At 58.3% G+C, this 22763-nt stretch carries 18 protein-coding genes; 9 read left to right on the top strand and 9 right to left on the bottom strand.

Going from position 1 to position 22763, the window contains the following annotated elements; genetic code table 11:
• Genes mdtC through EDF73_RS02405 form a run of 3 tightly spaced genes read right to left on the bottom strand, consistent with a single transcriptional unit; the run spans position 1 to position 7451 of the window.
• Positions 1-3078, bottom strand: coding sequence for a multidrug efflux RND transporter permease subunit MdtC (mdtC, locus tag EDF73_RS02415; RefSeq protein ID WP_132725323.1), 3078 nt, complete (start codon positions 3076-3078; stop codon positions 1-3).
• Positions 3079-6201, bottom strand: coding sequence for an MdtB/MuxB family multidrug efflux RND transporter permease subunit (locus tag EDF73_RS02410; protein ID WP_132725320.1), 3123 nt, complete (start codon positions 6199-6201; stop codon positions 3079-3081).
• Complete coding sequence (locus tag EDF73_RS02405; RefSeq protein ID WP_132725317.1) at positions 6201-7451, bottom strand: MdtA/MuxA family multidrug efflux RND transporter periplasmic adaptor subunit; 1251 nt, start codon at positions 7449-7451, stop codon at positions 6201-6203. The genes EDF73_RS02410 and EDF73_RS02405 overlap by 1 nt, the downstream gene beginning before the upstream one ends.
• A gap of 408 nt (positions 7452-7859) precedes the next feature.
• Between EDF73_RS02405 and EDF73_RS02400 the strand changes: the two genes are divergently transcribed.
• The 4 genes from EDF73_RS02400 to EDF73_RS02385 all read left to right on the top strand — a co-directional run bounded on the left by EDF73_RS02400 (position 7860) and on the right by EDF73_RS02385 (position 10903).
• Positions 7860-8621, top strand: coding sequence for an amidinotransferase (locus EDF73_RS02400; RefSeq protein WP_132725314.1), 762 nt, complete (start codon positions 7860-7862; stop codon positions 8619-8621).
• A gap of 29 nt (positions 8622-8650) precedes the next feature.
• Positions 8651-9424, top strand: a complete 774-nt coding sequence (locus EDF73_RS02395; RefSeq protein WP_132725311.1) for an ABC transporter substrate-binding protein — start codon at positions 8651-8653, stop codon at positions 9422-9424.
• Positions 9425-9488: 64 nt separating this feature from the next.
• The gene (locus EDF73_RS02390) at positions 9489-10181 is read left to right on the top strand and encodes an ABC transporter permease subunit (RefSeq protein WP_132725308.1); all 693 of its coding nucleotides are present in this window, start codon (positions 9489-9491) and stop codon (positions 10179-10181) included.
• Positions 10178-10903: an ABC transporter permease subunit gene (locus EDF73_RS02385; protein WP_132725306.1), complete on the top strand. Its 726-nt coding sequence runs from the start codon at positions 10178-10180 to the stop codon at positions 10901-10903. The genes EDF73_RS02390 and EDF73_RS02385 overlap by 4 nt, the downstream gene beginning before the upstream one ends.
• Here EDF73_RS02385 and EDF73_RS02380 read toward each other — a convergent pair whose 3' ends face one another.
• Positions 10904-11359 (bottom strand): Lrp/AsnC family transcriptional regulator, encoded by a 456-nt coding sequence (locus EDF73_RS02380; RefSeq protein WP_132725303.1) that lies wholly within the window; start codon positions 11357-11359, stop codon positions 10904-10906.
• 14 nt (positions 11360-11373) lie between these two features.
• Between EDF73_RS02380 and EDF73_RS02375 the strand changes: the two genes are divergently transcribed.
• Together EDF73_RS02375 and EDF73_RS02370 are read left to right on the top strand one after the other, a co-directional pair.
• A complete protein-coding gene (locus EDF73_RS02375) occupies positions 11374-12492 on the top strand; it encodes a succinylglutamate desuccinylase/aspartoacylase family protein (protein WP_132725300.1) in 1119 nt (372 codons plus the stop codon).
• A 415-nt stretch (positions 12493-12907) separates the two neighbouring features.
• Complete coding sequence (locus EDF73_RS02370) at positions 12908-14176, top strand: dicarboxylate/amino acid:cation symporter (protein ID WP_132725297.1); 1269 nt, start codon at positions 12908-12910, stop codon at positions 14174-14176.
• 296 nt (positions 14177-14472) lie between these two features.
• Here the strand turns inward: EDF73_RS02370 and EDF73_RS02365 are convergent, their stop codons facing one another.
• The 5 genes from EDF73_RS02365 to yegD form a co-directional block, all read right to left on the bottom strand.
• Positions 14473-15090: a transcriptional regulator gene (locus EDF73_RS02365; protein WP_132726267.1), complete on the bottom strand. Its 618-nt coding sequence runs from the start codon at positions 15088-15090 to the stop codon at positions 14473-14475.
• Positions 15091-15244: 154 nt separating this feature from the next.
• The gene (locus EDF73_RS27390) at positions 15245-15385 is read right to left on the bottom strand and encodes a small membrane protein (protein WP_165905625.1); all 141 of its coding nucleotides are present in this window, start codon (positions 15383-15385) and stop codon (positions 15245-15247) included.
• A gap of 430 nt (positions 15386-15815) precedes the next feature.
• Complete coding sequence (locus EDF73_RS02360) at positions 15816-16511, bottom strand: response regulator transcription factor (RefSeq protein WP_132725294.1); 696 nt, start codon at positions 16509-16511, stop codon at positions 15816-15818.
• Positions 16508-18484: an ATP-binding protein gene (locus EDF73_RS02355; RefSeq protein ID WP_132725291.1), complete on the bottom strand. Its 1977-nt coding sequence runs from the start codon at positions 18482-18484 to the stop codon at positions 16508-16510. Before EDF73_RS02355 ends, EDF73_RS02360 begins: the two co-directional genes overlap by 4 nt.
• Positions 18485-18981: 497 nt before the next feature.
• Positions 18982-20334: a molecular chaperone gene (gene yegD, locus EDF73_RS02350; protein WP_132725288.1), complete on the bottom strand. Its 1353-nt coding sequence runs from the start codon at positions 20332-20334 to the stop codon at positions 18982-18984.
• Between the two features lie 135 nt (positions 20335-20469).
• On the opposite strand from yegD, the gene alkA reads away from it, so the two are divergent.
• The 3 genes from alkA (at position 20470) to dcd (ending at position 22747) form a co-directional block, all read left to right on the top strand.
• A complete protein-coding gene (gene alkA / locus EDF73_RS02345) occupies positions 20470-21318 on the top strand; it encodes a DNA-3-methyladenine glycosylase 2 (RefSeq protein ID WP_132725286.1) in 849 nt (282 codons plus the stop codon).
• Positions 21319-21433: 115 nt separating this feature from the next.
• Positions 21434-22075: a uridine kinase gene (gene udk / locus EDF73_RS02340; protein WP_004864593.1), complete on the top strand. Its 642-nt coding sequence runs from the start codon at positions 21434-21436 to the stop codon at positions 22073-22075.
• Positions 22076-22165: 90 nt separating this feature from the next.
• The gene (gene dcd / locus EDF73_RS02335; protein WP_045855745.1) at positions 22166-22747 is read left to right on the top strand and encodes a dCTP deaminase; all 582 of its coding nucleotides are present in this window, start codon (positions 22166-22168) and stop codon (positions 22745-22747) included.
• Positions 22748-22763: the final 16 nt, after the last annotated feature.

Genomic DNA, 22763 nt, shown 5'->3' with positions numbered 1-22763 from the left:
TTATTCGCTTACCGGTTGGTTGAGTTTTCGCGAAAAACGCAACCGCAGACGGTCGAAGAACAGATAGACCACCGGCGTGGTGTAGAGCGTCAACAGCTGACTCATCACCAGTCCACCGACGATGGTGATGCCCAGCGGCTGACGCAGTTCCGAGCCGTCGCCGCCGGATAACACCAGCGGCAGCGCGCCAAACAGCGCCGCGAGGGTGGTCATCATAATCGGCCGGAAACGCAGCAGGCAGGCCTGGAAGATCGCCTCTTCCGGCGGGAGGTTGCCGTTACGCTGCGCCTCAAGGGCAAAGTCGACCATCATGATGGCGTTTTTCTTCACTATGCCAATTAATAGCATGATTCCGATGAGCGCGATGAGGCTAAACGGGGCACCGAAGAGTTCCAGCGCCAGCAGCGCACCGACCCCTGCCGAGGGAAGGGTGGAGAGAATGGTCAGCGGATGGACGTAGCTTTCGTACAGGATCCCGAGCACGATATAGACCGTCGCAATAGCGGCGATAATCAGAATCACCTGCGAATTCATGGTCTGCTGGAAGACCTGAGCGGTTCCGGCAAACGAGCCCCGGACGCTGGACGGCACGCCGAGCTGGGTCATCGCGCGGTCGATCGCATCGCTGGCTTCCGACAGCGATTTACCGGTCGGCAGGTTAAAGGAGATCGTCGACGCCGCCGAAAGCCCCTGATGGTTGACCGACAGCGGCGCGTTGGCCGGCTGCCATTTGGCGAAATAGGCGAGCGGGATCGGTTTGCCTTCGCTGTTGATAACAAACATCTTATCCAGCGCGCTGACGTCCTGGGTATAAACCGGGTCGACCTCCATCACCACCTTATACTGGTTCAGCGGTTGATAAATCGTCGAGATCTGCCGCTGGCCGAAGGCGTTATTCAGCAGGTTGTTCGCATCCTGGATGCTGATCCCGAGGCGCGACATGGTATCGCGATCGTAGATAAGATCCATTTCCGCACCGTTATCCTGCTGGTCTGAGTTGACGTCAGCCAGCTCCGGCAGCGCGGCCAGCGCTTTACGAATCTTCGGTTCCCATTCGCGCAGCGCCGAAAGATCGTCTGATAGCAGGGTGTACTGATAGCTGGCGTTGGCCTGGCGGCCGCCGACGCGAATATCCTGCACCGCCATCAGGAACAGATTGGCGCCCGGCTCTTTCGCCAGCTTTTTACGCAGCCTGTCGATGATCTGCTGCGCCGTTTCATGCCGCTGGTCGCGGGACTTGAGGGTGATAAACATCATCCCGCTGTTCACCCGTGAGCCGCCGGTAAAGCCGGTGACATTATCCACCGCAGGATCTTCGCGGATGATTTGCATAAAATCCTGCAGTTTGCCGCGCATCGCCTGGAAGGAGATGCTCTGGTCAGCCTGAATGCCGCCCATCAGCACGCCGGTATCCTGCTCCGGGAAGAAGGTCTTCGGGATGGTGATATAGAGCCAGACGCTCAGCGCCATGGTCGCCAGCAGCACCAGGCCGGTGATGCGGCTATGTTTGAGCACCCACTTCAGCGACTTGCCATAGCCGCCCTGAATCGTCACCAGCAGGCGGCCAAAGCCGCGGTTGCGGGTCGGCGCATGCGGTTTGCCGCTCTTGAGCAGCCAGCCGCACATCATCGGCGTCAGGGTGAGCGAAACCGCCAGCGAGATGCCGATGGCCACCGATAAGGTGACGGCGAATTCACGCAGCAAGCGCCCCGGCAGCCCGCCCATCAGCAGCAGCGGTAAAAACACCGCCACCAGCGACAGGCTCATCGACAGGACGGTAAAACCGACTTCGCGGCTGCCCTGGAGCGCCGCCTGCAGCGGTTTCATCCCGGCCTCAAGGTGGCGGGAGATATTTTCCAGCACCACGATAGCGTCATCCACCACGAAACCGGTAGCGATCGTCAGCGCCATCAGCGACAGGTTGTTGAGGCTAAAGTCGCACAAATACATCGCCGCAAAGGTACCGATAAGCGACACCGGCACGGCAACCGCGGGAATCAGCGTGGCTCGGCCGGAGCGCAGGAACAGGAACACCACGAGGATCACCAGCGCCACGGCGATCGCCAGCGTTTGTTCCACCTCTTCCAGCGAGGCGCGGATCGTCGGCGAACGATCCTGGGCGATTTGCAGGTCGATAGAGGCCGGAATCGTCTTCTGCAGCTCCGGCAGGCGGGCGCGAATGCTGTCGACCGTCTGGATGATATTGGCTTCCGGCAGTTTGCGGATCATCAGCAGAATCGCCGGCCTGGCGTTGGTCATCCCGGCGTTGCGCACATCCTGTACCGAATCGCTGACGTTCGCCACGTCGCCAAGGCGCACCGCCGCGCTGTTGTTGTAGTGAATGATCAGCGGCTGATATTCGGCGGCGGTTTTTAACTCGTCGTTGGTTTGTACCTGCCAGCGCTTGCCTGGGTCTTCCAGCGCCCCCTGCGGCCTGCGCACGTTGGCGTTATCGATCGCCGTCCGTACGGCGTCCAGCGAGACGCCCTGGTTAAACAGCGCCTGCGGGTTGAGGTCGACCCGCACCGCGGGCAGCGAGCTGCCGCCGACGTCCACGTCCCCGACGCCGTCGATCTGGGCGATAGTTTGCGCCAGCTGGGTAGAAGCGAAATCATACAGCTCGCCCTGGGAATAGGTGTCCGAGGTGAGGGTGAGGATCATGATCGGCGAGTCGGACGGGTTGGCCTTACGGTAGGTTGGCCGGCCCGGCATGCCGCTCGGCAGCAGGCTTTGCGCCGCGTTGATCGCCGCCTGCACATCGCGGGCGGCGCCGTTGATATCGCGGTCGAAATCGAACTGCATAATAATGCGCGTGCTGCCAAGCGAACTGGAGGAGGTCATTTCAGAGACGCCGGCAATACGCCCCAGCGAACGCTCAAGCGGCGTAGCCACCGATGAAGCCATGGTTTCCGGCGAGGCGCCGGGCAACGAGGCGCTGATCATAATCACCGGAAAATCCACCTGCGGCAGCGGGGCCACCGGCAGCAGGCGGAAACCGAGAATGCCGCACAGGGTGATGGCGAGCGACAGTAAAATCGTCGCCACCGGGCGGTAAATGAAGAGGGCGAAAAACTTCATTTACGCCTCCTCCTCGTGCCGCGGGAAGCGGCTTCGGATGTACAGCGACAGGCGGTCGAAGAGCAGATAGATAACCGGGGTGGTAAACAGCGTCAGCACCTGGCTTAACATCAGACCGCCCACCATACCGATCCCCAGCGGACGGCGCAGCTCGGCGCCGACGCCGGTACTCAGCATCAGCGGCAGCGCGCCGAGCAGGGCGGCGAGGGTGGTCATCAGAATCGGGCGAAAACGCAGCAGACAGGCCTGATAAATCGCTTCACGCGGCGGCATGCCCTGTTCGCGTTCGGCGGCGAGGGCAAAGTCGATCATCATGATGGCGTTTTTCTTGACGATACCAATCAGCAGGATAATCCCGATGATGGCGATGACATCCAGCTCGCTGCCTGCCAGCCACAGGGCCAGCAGCGCCCCGACGCCGGCGGTCGGTAAGGTCGAGAGAATGGTGATCGGGTGAATGAAGCTTTCATACAGGATGCCAAGCACGATATACATCGCCACCACCGCCGCGATCACCAGCCAGACGGTATTGCCGAGCGCCGACTGGAAGGCGAGGGTGCTGCCCTGGAACTGGGTGCGGATATCGGTCGGTAAATCCAGCGCCTGTTCGGCGGCCTGAATCGCCGCTACCGCATCGCCCAGCGAATAGCTAGCCGGCACGTTAAACGAGATGGTGGTGACCGGGAACTGATCGAGATGGTTAATCGATAGCGGTGTGAAACGCTGCTCGACGCTGGCGATGGATTTCAGCGGCACAATGCCGCCATCGCTGCTGGTGAGACGAATATTGTCCAGCGCGGCCAGCCCCGGCGTGGCGCGGGTGTCATGCTCCAGCACCACGCGATACTGGTTGGCCTGAGTGTAAATGGTCGAGATCAGCCGTTGACCAAAGGCGTTGTACAACGCGTTATCGACATCCGCCATGCTGATGCCAAGGCGGCTGGCGCTGTCGCGATCGACGTTGATATACGCCGCCAGCCCCCGGTCCTGCCAGTCGCTGCTCACGTCTGAGAGCTGCGGTAATGCCTGAAGCCGGGTCAACAGCTGCGGTACCCAGTTACTGAGGGCATCCAGCGAGTTCGCCTGCAGGGTGAACTGGTACTGGGTGCGGCTGACGGTGGTATCGATGGTCAGGTCCTGCGTCGGCTGTAAATAGAGTTCGATGCCGGGAATACCGTCCACCGACTTTTGCAGGCGGGCGATAACGGTTTGTACCCGGTCGTCGCGTTCATCCAGCGGTTTGAGGTTGATCTGCAGCCGGGCGCTGTTCAGCGCCGGGTTGGTGCCGTCAACCCCGACGAACGAGGTCAGGCTTTCCACCGCCGGGTCTTTGAGGATCGCCGCGGAAACCTGCTGCTGGCGCTGCGCCATATTGACGAAAGAGGTCGACTGCGGCGCCTGGAGCGTGCCCTGAATAATGCCGTTGTCCTGGATCGGGAAGAAGCCTTTGGGGATAAACACCCACAGCATAATTGACAGCGCCAGCGTGCCTAAGGCGACGCTCAGAGTCAGCCACGGGTGGTTCAGCACCCGGCTGAGCATCCGCCCGTAAGCGGCGATCACCCGCTCGAAGAAGCGCTCGCTGGCCTGGGAAAAGCGGTTTTGTTTACGCAGCGATTCATGGCTGAGCATGCGGGCGCACATCATCGGCGTCAGGGTCAGCGACACCACGGCGGAAATCAGGATCGCCACCGCCAGGGTAATTGCAAATTCGCGGAACAGCCGGCCGACGATATCGCCCATAAACAGCAATGGGATCAGCACCGCAATCAGCGAGAAGGTTAATGAGATAATGGTAAAGCCGATCTCACCGGCGCCTTTGAGCGCGGCGGCGAGCGGTTTTTCGCCTTTTTCGATATAGCGCGAAATGTTTTCGATAACCACGATGGCGTCATCGACCACGAAGCCGGTGGCGATGGTGAGCGCCATTAGCGTCAGGTTGTTAATCGAGAAGTCGAGGAATACCATCACCGCGAAAGTGCCCACCAGCGAAAGCGGTACGGCGACGCCGGGGATAATGGTCGCCGGCACGTTGCGCAGGAACAGATAGATGATCATCACCACCAGCGCAATCGCCAGCATCAGCTCAAACTGGGTATCGCTGACCGAGGCGCGGATATTGGTGGTCCGGTCAGAGAGCACCTGCACCTTGACCGATTTCGGCAGGCTCTCCGTCAGCTGCGGCAGCATCTGGCGCACGCTGTCGGCGGTGGCGATGATGTTTGCGCCCGGCTGGCGCTGGACGTTCATCACGATCGCCTGCTGGTTATTGGCCCATGCGCCGAGCCAGCTGTTTTCCGCCCCCTGCTCAATGGTGGCCACATCGCCAAGACGGATCGGCGCACCGTTCTGCCAGGCGATAATCAGGCGGCGATAATCTTCCGCCGACTGCATCTGGTCGTTGGCGGAAAGGGTTACGGCGCGGGAAGGGCCGTCAAGGCTGCCTTTCGCCGAGTTGACGTTAGCGCTGGTGATGGCGGTACGAATCGTTTCGCTGGTCAGCCCGAGGGCGGCAATCGCCTGGGCATTGAGCTTCACCCGCACCGCCGGGCGCTGGCCGCCGGCGAGGGTCACCAGACCGACGCCGGAAACCTGGGAGATCTTCTGCGCCACGCGGGTTTCCACCATATCTTCCACCTGGGTCATCGGAATGGCGGAAGAGGTGACCGCGAGGGTCATGATCGGCGGATCCGCCGGGTTCACTTTGCTGTAAACCGGCGGGTTCGGCAGGTCGGAGGGCAGCAGGTTAGTGGCGGCGTTGATCGCCGCCTGCACTTCCTGCTCGGCCACGTCCAGCGGCAGCGTCAGCTGGAACTGCAGGGTCACCACCGACGCGCCGCCGGAGCTTTGCGACGACATCTGTTTCAGCCCGGACATCTGGCCGAACTGGCGTTCCAGCGGGGCGGTAATCGCCGAGGTGACCACGTCCGGGCTGGCGCCAGGGTAGAGGGTCACCACCTGAATCGTCGGGTAATCGACCTCCGGCAGGGCGGAAACCGGCAGGAAGCGATAGCCGATGATCCCGGCCAGCATAATCGCCATCATCAGCAGGGTGGTGGCGACCGGGCGCATAATAAACAGTCGGGAGGGGCCGCCCGTGCTGCTCGGGGGTAATACTTGCATCAGGAGCGCGCTCCTTTTTTCCCGTATTCACGACTGGTGGCCTTCTCCGCAGCGGCGGCTGGCGCGCTGTGCGGGTCCACTACTTCCACTTTTGCCCCTTCGGTCAGACGATCGATACCGTCGGTGACCACCCGATCGCCGGCCGACAACCCGGCGCTAATCACCACTTTCAGGCTGTCCTGAATCCCCGGGGTGACGGTATGTTTGCTGACTTTGTTATCGCTGTTGAGTACCCAGACGAAATGACCTTCGTTGCCCATTTGCAGCGCGGCGGTCGGAATGACCACGGCATTCTGCTGGGTATCCACCAGCATGCGGGCATTGACGAACTGATTCGGGAACAGCGCATCGTCCTGGTTAGTGAAGCGCGCTTTCAGTTTGATGGTCCCGGTCGTGACGTCTATCTGGTTATCGAGGCTCAGCAGGGTGCCTTCGCTGATTTTCTGTTTGTTGGTCCGGTCCCACGCCTCAACCTGCAGCGTTTTCCCGGCTTTCTGCGCCTGGACGACGGTGGCGATATCGTTTTCCGGCAGAGTGAAGACTAAATCAATCGGATGGGTTTGGGTTAATACCACGATGCCGGTGGTATCGCCGCTGGAGATCTGATTGCCGATATCCACCTGTTTTAAGCCGACTCGCCCGTCAATCGGCGCGGTGATGCGGCTCCAGTTCAGCTGCAGCTGCGCGCTGGCGACGGCGGCTTCATCGGCTTTAATGGTGCCTTCCGTTTCGCTGACCAGAGACTGCTGGGTGTCCAGCTCCTGGCGGGAAACCAGGTTCGTTTTGACCAGCTGCTGATAGCGGGCGAGGTCGCGGCGGGCGTTGGCGAGCGTGGCTTTGTCTTTCGCTAACTGGCCCTGGGCCTGCGCCAGCGCTACCTTAAACTGGCTGGGATCGATCTCGGCGAGCAGATCGCCCGCTTTGACCTGCTGACCTTCCTGGAAATGGATAGCCAGCAGTTGACCATCCACCCGGCTGCGCACGGTCACCGTATTGGCTGCGGTGACGGTACCAAGACCACTGAGATAGCGCGGCACCGACTCGCTGGTGGCCGTCGCCGCCTGAACCGGCGCCAGGGCGGCGCCGAAGCGGCCGTGACGACCGCCGCCGGAGGCCTGCTGATGCTGCCCGTTCGCCGCGGAAGGCGTATCGCTCGCGGCTTCACGACCCTGCCAGTACCAGTATGCGGCGCCGGCAACGATGATGACCGCCAGTGCGGTTCCCCAACGAAGTGTATTACTGCCTTTCATTAATTTGCTATCTCATCCTGAAACGTTTCGCCGAATGATACTAGTTTAGTGACCAAACGCCCCGCAAAAATGGAGGAATTATGAAAAGACTATTGAGATATGTCCGGATAAAAGGCTTTTCAGTGAGCACGTTAGGCTTGCACATCCCGGCTGAGAAAATTTCCGCGGCACTTCCCGGTATGGCAGAGGGCGCATTTTTATGCGTTTCAGCCCCCCGGGGCGGCGCTGACCCCCTCTCTTCCTCACAGCAGAATGCGTCGTTCTCGCCACAATATACAGCGTAAATTGACAACCTTCAGCGGCTATTCAGCCAGACTGGAAATAGCATCTGTTTGATAATCAAGAAAACACGTTGCTTTACCTGCGCTTCAGGAACAACGACCGCCACTTGTCACCAGAGGGTTCTCTATGCATTTTACCCAAGCTATCGCCCGTCTGCCGGCCGCCACCTGCGGCGCCGGTCAAACCACCGCCCGGCTCGGGGCGCCGGATATTGCAGGCACCACGCGCCAGTTCCTGGCCTATGTGGAAACCTTGCTGCAGCTGGGCCTGAAAGTGACCGTGTTGCCGGCGGCGACGGATTACCCGGATGCTCATTTTGTTGAAGATACCGCCGTGGTGATGCCTGAGCTGGCGGTTATGACTCATCCGGGGGCGCCGAGTCGCCAGGGCGAAGTGGAGACCATTGCGCCGGTGCTGGCCGGTTTTCGTTCGCTGGTGCGCATGAGCGATCGCGGTCACATGGACGGCGGCGACGTTCTGCTGGTGGATAAGCAGTTTTTTGTCGGCCAGACGGCACGCACCGACGAGCAGGGGATCCGCGAATTTGCTGCCGCCGTCGAACCCTATGGCTATCAGGTTACCGCCATTGAAGTGAGCGCGGGGCTGCATCTGAAATCCATCGTCAACTATGTCGGACGCAATACGCTGCTGCTGACGGAGGGCTATGTGAACCATCCTGCCTTTGGCAGTTTCCGGACCATTGTGATCCCGGAAGAGGAGTCGTATGCCGGTAACACGTTATGGATCAACGATACCTTAATCACGCCGCAGGGTTACCCCTATACCCTGGGCGAAATCAGCAAGCTGGGCATGCCCGTCGTCCAGCTCGATACCAGCGAATTTAAGAAAATGGATGGCGGCCTGACCTGCCTTTCCCTGCGTTTTTAACCGCGCCGTTGACATCAGGGGTAACAGCTATGAAAACACGTATTGCCGCCTTACTGGCCTGGATGGCGCTCAGCGCGCCGCTGGCCGCTCAGCAGTTTGACACCATCAGCTTCGGCGTTGACGGCGGCTATCCGCCATTTGACGTCCTTGCGCCCAGCGGTGAAATTACCGGCTTTGATATCGATATCGCCAACGCGCTGTGCACGCACCTGAAAGCGAAATGCGTCTTCGTCAAGCAGCCGTTTGAGAGCATGATCGCTGCGCTGAATGCGCGCAAATTCGATGCGATTATCGCTTCGTTGAATATTACCGATGAGCGTAAGAAGGAAGTGGATTTCACCGACCGCTACTACCGCAGCGCGGCGCAGCTGGTGGCGCGTAAAGGCAGCCCGCTGTTGCCGGACGCCGCGAGCCTCAAGGGCAAAACCGTCGGGGTACAAACCGGCTCGACCCATGAAGCCTACGCCAGGACCCACTGGGCCAATCACGGTGTGAAGGTGGTGGGGTATGCCAACCAGGACAACGTCTATCTGGATCTGCTCTCCGGGCGCATCGACGCCTCCTTGCAGGATAATATTCAGGCGTCCACCAGTTTTATCGACACTCCGCGCGGGCAGAAGTTTGCCTTTGCCGGCCCGGTCATTAGCGACGGCAGCATCTCGTCTGACGTTGGCATTGCGGTTAATAAAGACAATCCGGCCCTGCGCGACGCCCTCAACGAAGCGATTAAGGCGATCCGCGCCGACGGGACTTACGCTGCGATTGAGAAAAAGTACTTTAGTTTCGATATCTATGGCAATTAAGCCGTGAAGGAGAGGGCGCGATCGCCGATCTGCGCCCCTTTACGCCACGGGTGGAAGGCAGAACATGGTTGCAGACTATTTACCGTTACTGTTACGCGGCGCAGGGCTCTCGCTGTGCGTGATGCTGGTCTCGCTGCTGGTGGCGCTGTTGCTGGGGTTGGTCAATGCGCTGATGAAGCTGTTCGGGCCGCGCTGGCTACGCTGGGTTTCCACCGGCTACACCACGCTGGTACGCGGCATCCCGGAGCTGGTCATTATGCTGCTGCTGTTTTTCGGCGGCGAAATGCTGGTCAATGCCCTGCTGGGTCTGGTGGGCGTTGGCCCGGTGCGTTTTAATACCTTTATTTCCGGCGTGCTGGCGATTGGCTTCGTGTTTGGCGCCTATTACAGCGAAACTTTTCGCGGCGCCTTCCTGACCGTCGATCGCGGGCAAACCGAAGCGGCGGAAGCGTACGGCATGCGGCCCTGGTCGGTATTCCGACGGATTATGCTGCCGCAGATGCTGAGCTTTGCCATTCCAGGCATCAACAATAACTGGCTGGGGCTGATGAAGGCGTCGGCGCTGGTCTCGATCCTCGGCCTGGAAGATATGGTGTGGCTGGCGGAGCAGGCCGGGCGCGCCACGCAAAAACCCTTTTTGTTCTATTTCCTCGTGTCGCTGATTTATATGGTGATTACCGCGCTGTCCAGCTGGCTGTTTAGCCGCCTGGCGAAGCGCTATGCGCTGCGTTCATCCACGGCGGGGGCGACGTTATGAATCTCCAGACCTTTATCGATGCGGTGCCGGGCTATCTGTGGAGCGACGGCAACGGCGAGGCGAGCGGGCTGGCGATGACGGCGAAACTGTTCCTGCTGTCTATCGTTCCCGGGATGGTGCTGGCGGTGCTGATGGCGATAGGCCAGGTCTACGGCCCGCGCGTGCTGGCATGGCCGCTCCGCGGCTTCACTTACTTTTTTCGCAGTACGCCGCTCTATCTGCAGCTGATGCTGATTTACTACGGGCTGTCGCAGTTCGATATTGTCCAGCTGGGCTGGCAAAACGATCGCCCGTTCTGGCTGTTATTTCGCGATGCCACCTTCTGCGCCACCCTGGCGCTGGTGCTCAATACCGCCGCTTACGTTGCCGAACTGCTGGCGGGGATGATGGCGACCTTTCCACGCAATGAATGGGTAGCGGGCGAAGCCTATGGGATGAGCAAAGGGCAAATTATTCGCCGTCTGGTGCTGCCCGCCACGCTGCGGCGCGGGATCCCGGCGCTGAATAATGAGATGGTGTTTTTACTCCACGCCACCTCGCTTGCCAGTACCGTGACCCTGCTCGACATCACCGGCGTGGCGCGGGCCTTTTATGCCATCACCTATTCGCCGTTTATCCCGTTCCTGATGGCCGCCGCGCTGTATTTACTCTGTACCTTTATGCTCATTTTCGCCTTTTCACGCGCGGAACGGCGCTGGCTGGCCTTTATTCGCCGCGGCTGATCAGGAGCGTTTGATCGACTGGAGCTCCGTCAGGGTCACGATTTTATCGACGCGAAACTTTTTGCTGGTCAGCCAGCTATCCGCCAGCTGGCAGTAGTGCGCCATGCTGCGACAGCCGATCCGCACCAGAAAGTCAAAGCTGCCGCTGACCAGCCAGCAGTCCAGCACCTCAGGCGTTTGCCGCATCTCCTGCTCAAACACCGGCTGCGAGCGGCCGTGATCGGCGAGGGCAATCTGCGCCTGCACCACAAAAGCATGCTGCGGATCGGGAAGTTCAATAATGGCGCTGTAGCCGCGAATGATGCCGTCGCGCTCAAGGCCACGTACGCGTTCCAGGCAAGGACGGGCGGTGAGGTTTACCTGCTCCGAGAGCTTTTGATAAGAAATGCGGCCATCCCGGCGCAGGATTTCAAGGATCTTGTGATCGATACGGTCAAGCCGGGCTTTCTTTTCCACAGATAGGACGTCCAATGAAAATTAAACACTATACCTTACCCCAACATGCCCTGAGTGGGCAGCGGCAATTAACCCATTTTCACTTTGGCGAACCCGGCAGCGGGGAGAAAGTCTATCTGCAGGCCGGGCTGCACGCCGATGAAATTCCGGGCATGTTGGTACTGCATTATCTTAAAAGATTACTCAGCCAGGCGGAACGGCGCGCGGAGCTGCGCGGGGAAATCATTCTCGTCCCGGTGGCGAACCCGCCAGGGCTGGCCCAGGTGTTGCTGAACGGCGGGATCGGCCGCTTCGATCTGGCGAGCGGTCGCAACTTCAACCGCGACTTCCCCGATCTGGCCCGGCTCGCGCAGCCCTATTTAGCCGCCGACGTAGCGCTGGCGGGCGGCGACCATCGCCACGCCGTGCGCCGGGCCATGCGCGACGCGTTAGCCGCCGAACCGCTGGGCAGCGAAGTCCAGGCGTTACGTCACCATCTCTTGTCTCTCGCCTGCGATGCTGATGTGGTGCTGGATCTGCACTGCGATGACCAGGCGATATTGCATCTCTACGCCGACCCGGCGTGGCAGGCGGAAGCCGGCGTTGTGGCCGCCTTTTTGGGGATTGGTACGGTACTGCTGTCGCAGGAGAGCGGCGGCAACTCGTTTGACGAGGCCTGCGGGCTGCCGTGGCACCGTCTGGCCCGGCGCTATCCCGCCTGGCAGCAGCAGCGCCCCGGCTGCATGGCGGTGACCGTGGAACTGCGCGGCCAGCAGGATGTGAACCCTGCGCTGGCCCGGGAGGACGCCGGGCGTCTGTACCGGTACCTGCAATTTCGCGGCGTGGTGGCGGGGGAGGTCCCTGCGGTGCCGCAACAGCAGACGGTAATGCTGCCGTTTGCCGGCGGAGAAATTGTCACTGCCCCGGCGAGCGGGATCTTATTGCTGCTGAAACGGCCGGGAGAGTGGGTGAGCGCCGATGATGTGGTCGCCGAAATTGTCGATCCGTTGACCGATATGGTCCAGTCGGTCCGCCCGCAGGCCGGGGGGCTGATTTATGCCAGCCGCCGGGCGCCGTTCGTGACCTGCGGGGCCGAGGTGATGAAAATTGCCGGCGAGCGCGAGTTTGCCGGAGGCGGCGGTCTGGCGATGTGAGAAAGGTGGCGAGGGTAAAGGGCTCACCGCTTGCCAGCATCCCCGGCGGGACGTCGTCAGGCGTGGTAGCGGATGGCACCATCTACCACGACCGGGCATGGCTTGATGTATATCAACTGTTGTATCAACAGCTGCGGTAAGAAACTAAAAAAGAGTTGTAACCCCTGCGGCTTTTATTCAATTTATGCGGTGAATATTTAGAGCCTATCCAGTCGACGTTATTGTCGCAGACAGTTTGAACACGGACAGCGCGGAGAAACCGAAGCGTACACGTAGTACGTGAGGGTTTCGAGCACTGCCCCGCTTCAAAATGGCAAGTAACATAGCCCTATGGGATAGGCTCTTAATGCACGCCAATAAAAAGAATATATGTGCATTGCGATCAATATGTTAAATAAATCAGGGGTTCATTGTTGTGGCAAGTGCAAACAAACTCACGCTGTTCATCGTTATTTTCATGCTGCTGGGGATCCTCTCCGGCGCGGCAATCCATGCTTATGCCTCGTCAGCGGCGATTGCCGCCTGGTCTGACAATATTACGCTCTTTACCGATATGTTCTTACGGCTGATTAAGATGGTGATCGCGCCGCTAGTGTTCAGTACGTTAACGGTAGGGATTATGCGGCTCGGTGAAACCGCGACGATCGGTCGGGTCGGCGGTAAGGCGATGGTGTGGTTTATCACCTCTTCCGTGCTCTCCATTCTGGTGGGGCTGGTGATTGTGACCCTTCAGCATCCGGGGGCGGGCTTAAATCTGGCGATTCCGCAAGGATCCATTGATACCGGCCTGGCGGTCAGCGGGATGAGTTTAAAAGGGTTTTTATCGCATACGATCCCGACCAGCATTGCCGAGGCGATGGCCAATAACGAGATTCTGCAAATCGTGGTGTTCTCCATGTTTTTCGGTATTGCCGGCGCATCGCTGGGGGAAAAATTCAATGCGCCGCTGGTGGCCGCGCTGAACGTCGTCTCGCACATTATGCTGAAGGTGACGGGGTATGTGATGTACGTGGCTCCGCTGGCCATTTTCGCCGCCATCTCTTCGGTTATCGCCTCTCAGGGGCTGGGGATTTTGCTGAACTACGCTTCTTTTATCGGCGGCTACTACCTCGCCGTGCTGCTGACCAGCGTAGTGCTGCTGGCCGTAGGTTACATGGTGCTGAAAAAAGAGGTCTTCCGCCTGCTCAACATGCTGAAAGACCCGGTGCTGGTCGCCTTTACCACCAGCAGCTCGGAGGCCGCCTACCCGAAGACGCTGGAGCGCCTGGTCAGCTTTGGCTGCTCGCGGAGCATTGTTTCATTCGTGCTGCCGATCGGCTACTCCTTTAACCTGGTGGGCTCGATGGTTTACTGCTCCTTTGCGGCGCTGTTTATCGCTCAGGCCTATAACATCCACCTGAGCTTCAGCGAAATCACCGTCATGATGTTAACCCTGATGCTGGCGTCGAAAGGGATTGCCGGGGTGCCGCGTTCCGCGCTGGTGGTGCTGGCCGCCACCATCCCGGGCTTCAATATTCCGGTCGCCGGGATCCTGCTGCTGATGGGCATCGACCATTTCCTCGATATGGGCCGCTCGGCGATTAACGTGCTGGGCAACGGGATCGCCACCGCGATGCTGTCGAAGAATGAAGGCTTACTGCAGGAAGAGGCGCCAGAAGCTGAACCTCAGCAGGTGCAAGCCTGATTGCCATACGCCCCTTTTACAGGGGCGTATTTCCCTGCGGGTACGGAAAAAAAAGCCCCCGACAGGCACGCAAGGGGCAATGTGACGAAATAACCGCACCGGTGATAAAGGACGTTATTCTTATTGTATAAAAATACTCGCGGTATCTTCATACCCGGGGGAGGTGATAATGTTACCGGTGAGTGGTTGCCTGGATGTAGTTATTTTTCCGCAACCGGTTCTCTTTTCGGAATGCGATCCCTGCGCAACCCACGAAATTCCTAATTTTCAGCTATCCGTCAATGACGCCATTCCGCTTATCCGCGTTCTTTTAACAAATTGATGAACTGAAAGAAGTCATGATGGTTATTCAGCGCATATTTTTCCATAATCTGGTTTTTGTGATAGAGGATAGTTTTGGGGCTCACCTTGTTGAGGGCGGATATTTTACCAATATCAAACCCTTTAATCAGTCCGTGGGCGACAGTCACCTGCGAACGCGACAGGGTCCTGTGCGGGCAGTTTGCGCATATTAACCCGGAACCGGCGGCCTGTTTGACGGCCGGGTCTGCATGTTTTTTCAGTTCTTTGTCAATAATGGCGCGCATTTTATCAATCCTGACCGATTGTATTGCGACAAAGGTGACTTCTTTCAGGCAGTTGACGATGAGCTCCTTTTCCGGGAGCGGGTCATAACTATGCAGTATGATGACGGAACTGTTCTGCTTACGGTTTTTGATGCTGGTGTTGCACAGATGAATCTCACCCGGAAGGAGCTCAGCGATGATGATGTCCTGTTCGGATAACACACTGGTCGAACAGGAAAAGATGACCGTCACATTGTCGCTGAAGCGGGTGAGTTCATTGACCAGCGCCATCAGCGAAGCCCTGAGAAAAGTATTGCGGCTATTGATCGCGATGTTTATTTTTCTCATTTCGTTACTTTCCTGATAAATCAACATAACCGCCAGGCTGCGAGCCACCTTCCGGGTGTATACGGCAATAGCTTTGTCAGCGAGAAAATAATATTCATGAAAGGATTATCGTCCTTTTCATGGCAGATATCAGAAAGTTGCGCAGCTCTCAGGGTTATTTTCTGCGCGGCGCTTTCTTATAGGCAAAGGGGATCTTTTGTTTTCTTCGGTCTTTGATATAAGAAATAAGACTGTAAACGGAGATGCCGAGAAAAAATACGCAGAGCAACAAGGCTAACCACGTTTGCATGACCATGATAGGTTTCCCTTAACTGAATGATATGGTGTAAAAATGTACAGAAGTGCCGACGCGAATATCTTTATTCTGTTATTCCGCGTAATGCTTTAGTCGTCGTGGCTCCTGTAGCGCCAGACCGCCGGATCGTTAACCTGAAAGCTCTGTGTCGCTGCAGGCCAGGATATCCCACCGGGTAAAACAGTGGGTAAATGGCCCGTTCGGCGGGACTGAGCTCTTCAGATACTCCGTCAATATGCCAGAGAATTTTAGGTAGTACGTTCGCGGCGTCAGGTCAATGTAAGAAAATTCTTAATTTTCCGTCAGTCTCATTTCTCTCATTCCTCTCAAAAAATGAGAAAAAATTAACAATGATGGCAAAATACATAACCTGATGGTCATTAATCCGAACCGCGAGGAGGACTGCGGGTCGAAGCGGCTATGGGAAGCATCAGGGGACAAACGCCAGCCCTTTGCCAAAAATGGCGCGGATGGGTAAATGGATCCCGTGAAGACGTGCCTTGTGGCGCAGGCGACTGATGACCACGTCAATTCTGTGCAGCTCCGGCTCAGCTTCATCGGGAAAAAGAGAGGCGTGCAGATCCACCTTACGGCAGATCTCATTGTGGTTGCGCATCAGCTGCGCCATGAGCCGGTGCTCTTGCTGCGTGAGCGGCAAAATAAGCCCGGAAGGGGCAACCAGGCTCTCAGCCTGTAGTATCCAGTTGGAAGGAACGGGCAGAGAGGAAGCGGCTGTGGAAGTGGCGGGCAACGCCTGATGCTGGCCCTGACGGTTGCCCAGCGCATGAATGGTTTCTGCGAGGTCGGAAAAATTAACCGGTTTGATGAGATAGCAATCTGCCCCAAGGTTCAAGGCCCGCAGCTTGTCCTGTTCATGTCCTCTGGCCGTAATGACGATTAGTCCGTATTCGCCAAGCTCATGTAAGTACTCCAGCACGCTGAAGCCATCTTCTCCTGGCAGACCGATATCGATCAGCACCACATCCACCGGGGCGCGATGCAGCTGCCGCCAGAATGCCTCTGCGCTGTGCGCGCCCCATGCGTCGAAGCCGCGGTAGCGCAGAAAGGCTAAGAGTTCATCGAGCAGGTCGGCGCTGTCTTCAACGATCGCCACGCGTAATGTCATGATTTTTCTCTCTGCTGATGCGGATCAGGGCGGGGGAGCGTAAGTGCGAATTCGCATCCCGCCGGGCTGTTCTTCGCCAACCGCAGCTCTCCGCCGTGAGCCTGTACGATTTGCCGGGCGACGTACAGGCCAAGGCCGGTTCCTGCCGGGGTCGCGCCGTGGATTACGCCTCGCTGATAGCGCTCAAAAATAGGCTCAACCTGGTCAACGGCAATGCCAGGCCCCTGGTCACGGATCCGTATTTCACAGTGGTTCAGCTCCTGGCAAATATCGATAGCAATTTCCCCCGACGGAGAATACTTCACTGCATTATCAAGCAGGTTAGCAAGGGCAATACAGAGCAACCCGCTGTCTATAAAGAGAACCGGAGAGCGGGTTTCTGGCGTCACGCGGTGTCCTGCTAAAGTCACGGTAAGATAATGGTGCAAAGAGAGGTCGACCACCGTCGCGGCCATATTGATCAGCGATAACAGCTCCGAATCTTGCTTATCCACATGTAGCGCACGGGAAGAGAGGCGGGCATCGGCCAGGCAATTATCGGTTAACTGCACCAGGCGCGTCGTTGCCCGCTGCATGCGATCCAGGCGGGGCTCCTGCGCGGGGACCGGGGAACAGAGACGCAGATTTTCCAGCGCGGCCTGAATCACTGATAACGGCGTGCGGAATTCGTGCGCTACCATGCCCATAAACTGCCGTTGCTGAAAGTTTGCCTCGCGTTCAATTTGTAACTCTCGCGCCAACTGCTGTTTCTGTATCAACCTGCGGTTTTCGGCGCGGATGCGCAGAACCGCAATGATCAGCACGGTGATGATATGAATGATGAGCGCATACTGCCAGGTGGAGTAAATCGCGTTATGAAAGGGAATCACACCGTGGACGGACAGGAGCGCCAGCGCGGCGGAAATAACATACAGGGGAGGAAGCAACCCCAGCAGCAGGGTGTTCAGATCAATGGCTTTGCGTCGCCACAGCGCCCATGAGGTCACCAGTAGGATGGGGGCGACGACAAAGAATATCCCGGCCTCAATCTGCATGGACAACCCGTAAAAGCCCAGCGGAACGCTAGCGAGAAGCAGAATATTTAAACCAATAGCGGCGAGCAGCAGCTGATGTAATCGCGGCATATTGTTTTTGAGATCAAAAATTTCGCTATGCAGCCACAGCGCAGTGGCGTAACTGAGTAACGACAGGTAGCTGACCATCGCGTCCTGAACGGGGAGAGCGGCGTCGCCAAAAAACCATTCCGGGTAGCCGTGCAGAGCCGCCACCAGCGGATAGTTGAGGGAAAATAAGCAGATCCCCCACAGTAAGCGACGGCGCAACAAAACGGCAAGCCACAGGGCAATACCGCTGGCAATCACGGCCAGACCAAAGTAAAAGCTCCAGAATGCGCTATCCTGGGTTGCGGACTGCACAAATTCCTGCGGCGAAGAGAGCGTTGCCAGCAGGATCAGGGTGCTGCTGCTCTGGATGCGGAAAACCACCTCGTAACCTGCCGGATCCGGGGGCGGGGGCAAAATCAGCACGCTTTCACGGTAGTCGAGATCGCTCTCTCTGCTCGCTGAGCGATCGCCAAACTCCTTTTTAATCCACGGCCGGTCTTTACCCGCAGGGCGATAGAAAACGCTGAGATGATCGACAAAGGAGGGGCCAAGCTGTAGCCAGCGTGGTTCTCCGTTGAAGTAGGCTGCCGGCAACGAGGTCTTTAGCCAGTATGTTTTTGACGAATAGCCAAATGAGGGGATGTGCTGCCCCGAATTCAGGCTGTTCTCCGGTAGAGAGAGAAACGCATTCAGGGTCATTGTACCGTCGTTATCGGCGTACCACTGTACCGGAGTATCGATCCCGATCTGGCGGATTTCGGCTCCTGCGTGGGCAAGAAACTGAAGGCTAATAAGTACGGCGCAGCAGGCCCAGATCAGAAATCTGCTGCCCCAGACTGCGGGTTTCTCTGGATCAAGAATAGCGCGCATACGAGTTAAACACGCCCCCTGTGGCATGGATAAATAACGGCGAGATAAACAGGCAATAATGTCTGCTGCTGGCACGGACCATTCCCCGGAACCCGGGAAATAAATTCGTAGATTAAGACGACGAAGCATTCTGCGGGGAGCGCCGCGATTATTCCAGTATTATTTGCACCGGCCTGAACTGACCTGACCTGTCTGCCAGGTCCCGCCAGTCAAGGGGTGTAGCGACGAACGGCGGAAACAGGTTGTGATATGACTTTATGGCAGAGTTTCGGCGATATAAAAATCTGCTACCCAAGGGGTTATTACGGTGATAAAAACCGCGGCCGGGTAAACTGCATTTATTGCCTGCGCATGGCAATACCGCCGTTCCGACAGAACAGAGAGTGCGGTGATAACCGGCCCGGTGAATATTCATCGCTATTCCGGCTGTTTCTGGTTCAGCACCGTGTAGCGGTATTACCGGGCAGGACGACGGGGCAGGGGCAGCCCCGTCGTCATTATGCGAACACCACCTGCGCCCAGCGGGCCAGGCCAGCGGTGACCGAGCCAAAATCATCGCCGCCGGCAATCGGAATCCCCGGCAGGTGGGCCGCCAGCGCTTTCTTAATCAGCGGCGAGCGCGCGCTGCCGCCGGTGAGGTAGATCACATCCGGCGTTTCACGGCTGTTGTCCAGCGCCAGCTGGACCTGCTCCATGATGCGCGCCAGCGGCTGGTTTAGCGCCGTTTCCAGCCCCTGCTGGCTGATGGCGGTGGCCAGCTCGCTGCTGATAAACGGCAGCTCGGCGGTGACGCTTTCCTGTGCGGAGAGGGCGATTTTACTCTCTTCCGCGCTGCGTACCAGCCGATAGCCCAGACGCTGGCGCCAGACCTTCAGCAGCAGCGCGACTTTTTCGCTCTCGCGGGCATCGCGCAGCAAATCATTGAGCAGCCGCCCGTTGGCGCTGCTGTAGAAATCCGTTTGCGCCGGAACATCGTTGATCGCGACCGCGTTCCACCACGGCAGAACCGGTAAGGCGATCCCTTTTTCGGTTTCGCCGCCCATTCCCAGCAGCGGCATCAGGCATTTAAAGGCCAGGGCGATATCAAGGTCGTTACCGCCAACGCGGCAGCCGCTGTGGCCGAGTAAACTTTGCTGACGGTCGGCTTGCTCGCGCCACTGCGGCCCCATCAGCAGCAGCGAACAGTCGGTGGTCCCGCCGCCGATATCGACGACCAGCACGCGTTTTTCTTCGCTGAGGGTCGCTTCGAAATCCAGCCCGGCGGCCACCGGCTCAAACTGAAAGACCACGTCGCGAAAACCGGCGCGTTTTGCCGCGCGCTCGAGGATCCCTTGCGCCTGGGCGTTAGCCTCATCGCCGCCCAGTCCCTGGAAGTTAATCGGCCGGCCAATCACCGCCTGGTCGATGGTCTCCGTGAGCTGGGTTTGCGCCTGCTGTTTAATGTGCAGCATCATGGCGCAGACCAGATCCTCAAACAGCGCGACCTGCTGCGGCTTCAGGCCGCTGGCGCCGAGGAACGATTTGGGGGATTTAACGAAGTACACTTCTTCCGGGTCATCGACGTACTGATGCAACGAGGCGAGGCCAAACTGGACGCTGTTGCCGAGCACGTCGATGTCTTCCTCGCGGTTGAAGTTAATCGCGCGACGCAGCAGCGCCTGGTTTTCGTCGCCGTTGGTCGGCACGTCATGATGGCGGTAGAGCCATTCGCTGACCGCTTCGCGGGTGGGTGCCGACAACATTGATGGCAGCAGCTTGCTGCCGTTTTCCAACGTTAACAGCTGCGGACGATTATCCCGCATTACGGCAACCGAACAGTTGGCGGTTCCGTAGTCAAAACCAATAAACATGACCTGAAAAATCCCCATGCCAGTGAGAAGGGGGGCGACTTTAGCGGATTGCCGTCGCGGCGACAACTGGAATTTAAAAGCAAGGTACGGCGGACGCAGAACGTCTATCATTGAGGCAATTAATAAGGAGAAACGATGACGCTGTTACCCTGGCTTCCGCCCTTCGATCGGGAGTGGATATTTGCTTTTCTGCGTGCGCGTGCGGTTTCGGGCATCGAAACGTTCAGCGAAGATACCTACAGCCGCAGCTTTGCGCTGGCCGGCCACCGTGGGCTGATTACGGTCACGGCGGATGATGCGGCGCAAGGATTACGGGTGTCGTTATCCGACGGCCTGCTGCCGGTCGCCGATGAGTGTCTGAGGCGGGTCGCGCGGCTGTTTGATTTGTCCTGCGACCCGCGGCAGGTGGCGCAGGTTCTCGGGCCGCTAGCGCAGGCGCGGCCGGGATTGCGTCTGCCGGGCTCGCTTGATGCTTTTGAACAAGCGGTCCGGGCGGTGCTGGGGCAGTTGGTCAGCGTGGCGATGGCGGCGAAGCTGACGGCAAAGGTCGTGGCGGCTTTCGGCGAGCCGCTGGCGGCGGTGCCGGGGTATTCTCTGTTCCCGACCCCGGACAGGCTGGCGCTGGCTGACCCGGCAGCGCTGAAGGCGTGCGGTATGTCGCTGCGGCGCGCCGAGGCGCTTATCCACCTGGCGCAGGCGGCACTCAGTGGCGCTTTACCGCTGGCGGCGCCGGACGATATCGACGCCGGGATGAAGCAGCTGCAGACGCTGCCGGGGATTGGCCGCTGGACCGCGAGCTATTTTGCCCTGCGCGGCTGGCAGGCGCAGGATATTTTCCTCGCGGATGATTATCTGATTAAGCAGCGCTTCAGCGGAATGACGCCGGCGCGTATCGCCCATTACGCCAGGCGCTGGCAGCCGCTGCGTTCTTACGCATTGCTGCACATCTGGTATACCGAGGGATGGACGCCGACGGCGGAATAGCCTTTGAGGGTGCATATCACTGGTATCGCCGCGCTGAAATCCCTATAATTGCGGCGTTTGACGGTCAAACGTCACCCTTCCATATACATCCAGGTTAATCAGGTCGCAAAAATTTATGACTGATACGTCTCATCAGTGCGTCATTATAGGCATCGCCGGCGCATCGGCTTCGGGAAAAAGTCTTATCGCCAGCACGCTGTATCGCGAATTACGTGAACAGGTTGGCGATGAACATATTGGCGTTATTCCGGAAGACAGCTACTACAAAGATCAAAGTCATTTGTCGATGGAAGAGCGTGTTAAAACGAACTATGACCATCCCAGCTCGATGGACCACAGTTTACTGTTCCAGCATCTGCAGATGCTGAAAAGCGGCCAGCCGATTGAATTGCCGGTTTACAGCTACGTTGAACACACGCGCATGCCGGAAACCATCCACATTGAACCGAAGAAAGTGATTATCCTTGAAGGAATTTTATTGCTGACCGATGTTCGCCTGCGCAATGAACTGAGCTTCTCTATCTTCGTGGATACGCCGCTGGATATCTGCCTGATGCGCCGCATCAAGCGCGATGTTAATGAACGCGGGCGCTCGATGGACTCGGTGATGGCGCAGTATCAGAAAACGGTTCGCCCGATGTTCCTGCAGTTTATTGACCCCTCCAAACAGTATGCCGACATTATTGTGCCTCGCGGCGGTAAGAACCGCATCGCGATTGATATTCTGAAGGCAAAAATCAGTCAGTTCTTTGAATAACACTACCGAATTGTGTAACGTGCAAAGAGAACCCAAATTGCCCTTTGCCCCGGAAGGTGTAGGGGCGCCATGCCTTAAAGGAGAAAGCTCATGCGTCTGTGCGACCGAGATATAGAAGCCTGGTTGGATGAGGGGCGGCTATCCATCAGCCCGCGTCCACCCGTTGAGCGTATTAATGGTGCCACCGTCGATGTTCGACTGGGGAATAAATTCCGCACGTTTCGCGGCCACACCGCCCCCTTTATCGATCTGAGCGGGCCGAAGGCGGAAGTCACCGCGGCGCTGGATCGCGTGATGAGCGAAGAAATTGTGCTGCCGGAAGGCGAAGCGTTCTACCTGCATCCGGGCGAACTGGCGCTGGCGGTCACCTTTGAATCGGTGACGCTGCCTGCCGATCTCGTTGGCTGGCTCGACGGGCGCTCCTCTCTGGCGCGGCTGGGACTGATGGTGCACGTGACCGCGCACCGGATCGATCCCGGCTGGTCTGGCTGCATCGTCCTGGAGTTCTATAATTCCGGTAAGCTGCCGCTGGCGCTGCGCCCGGGGATGCCGATCGGCGCATTGAGTTTTGAACCGCTATCAGGCCCGGCGGCACGGCCTTATAACCGCCGTGAAGACGCCAAATATCGCGACCAGCAGGGCGCGGTGGCGAGCCGGATCGACAAGGATTGATAACGTACGCGGTGTG

The sequence above is a fragment of the Klebsiella sp. BIGb0138 genome, from assembly GCF_004342285.1.
In the GTDB taxonomy this organism is placed as follows: Bacteria; Pseudomonadota; Gammaproteobacteria; order Enterobacterales; family Enterobacteriaceae; genus Klebsiella.
The sequence above is the reverse complement of the archived record's forward strand: the minus strand, read 5'-3'. Positions and strand labels throughout refer to the sequence as shown.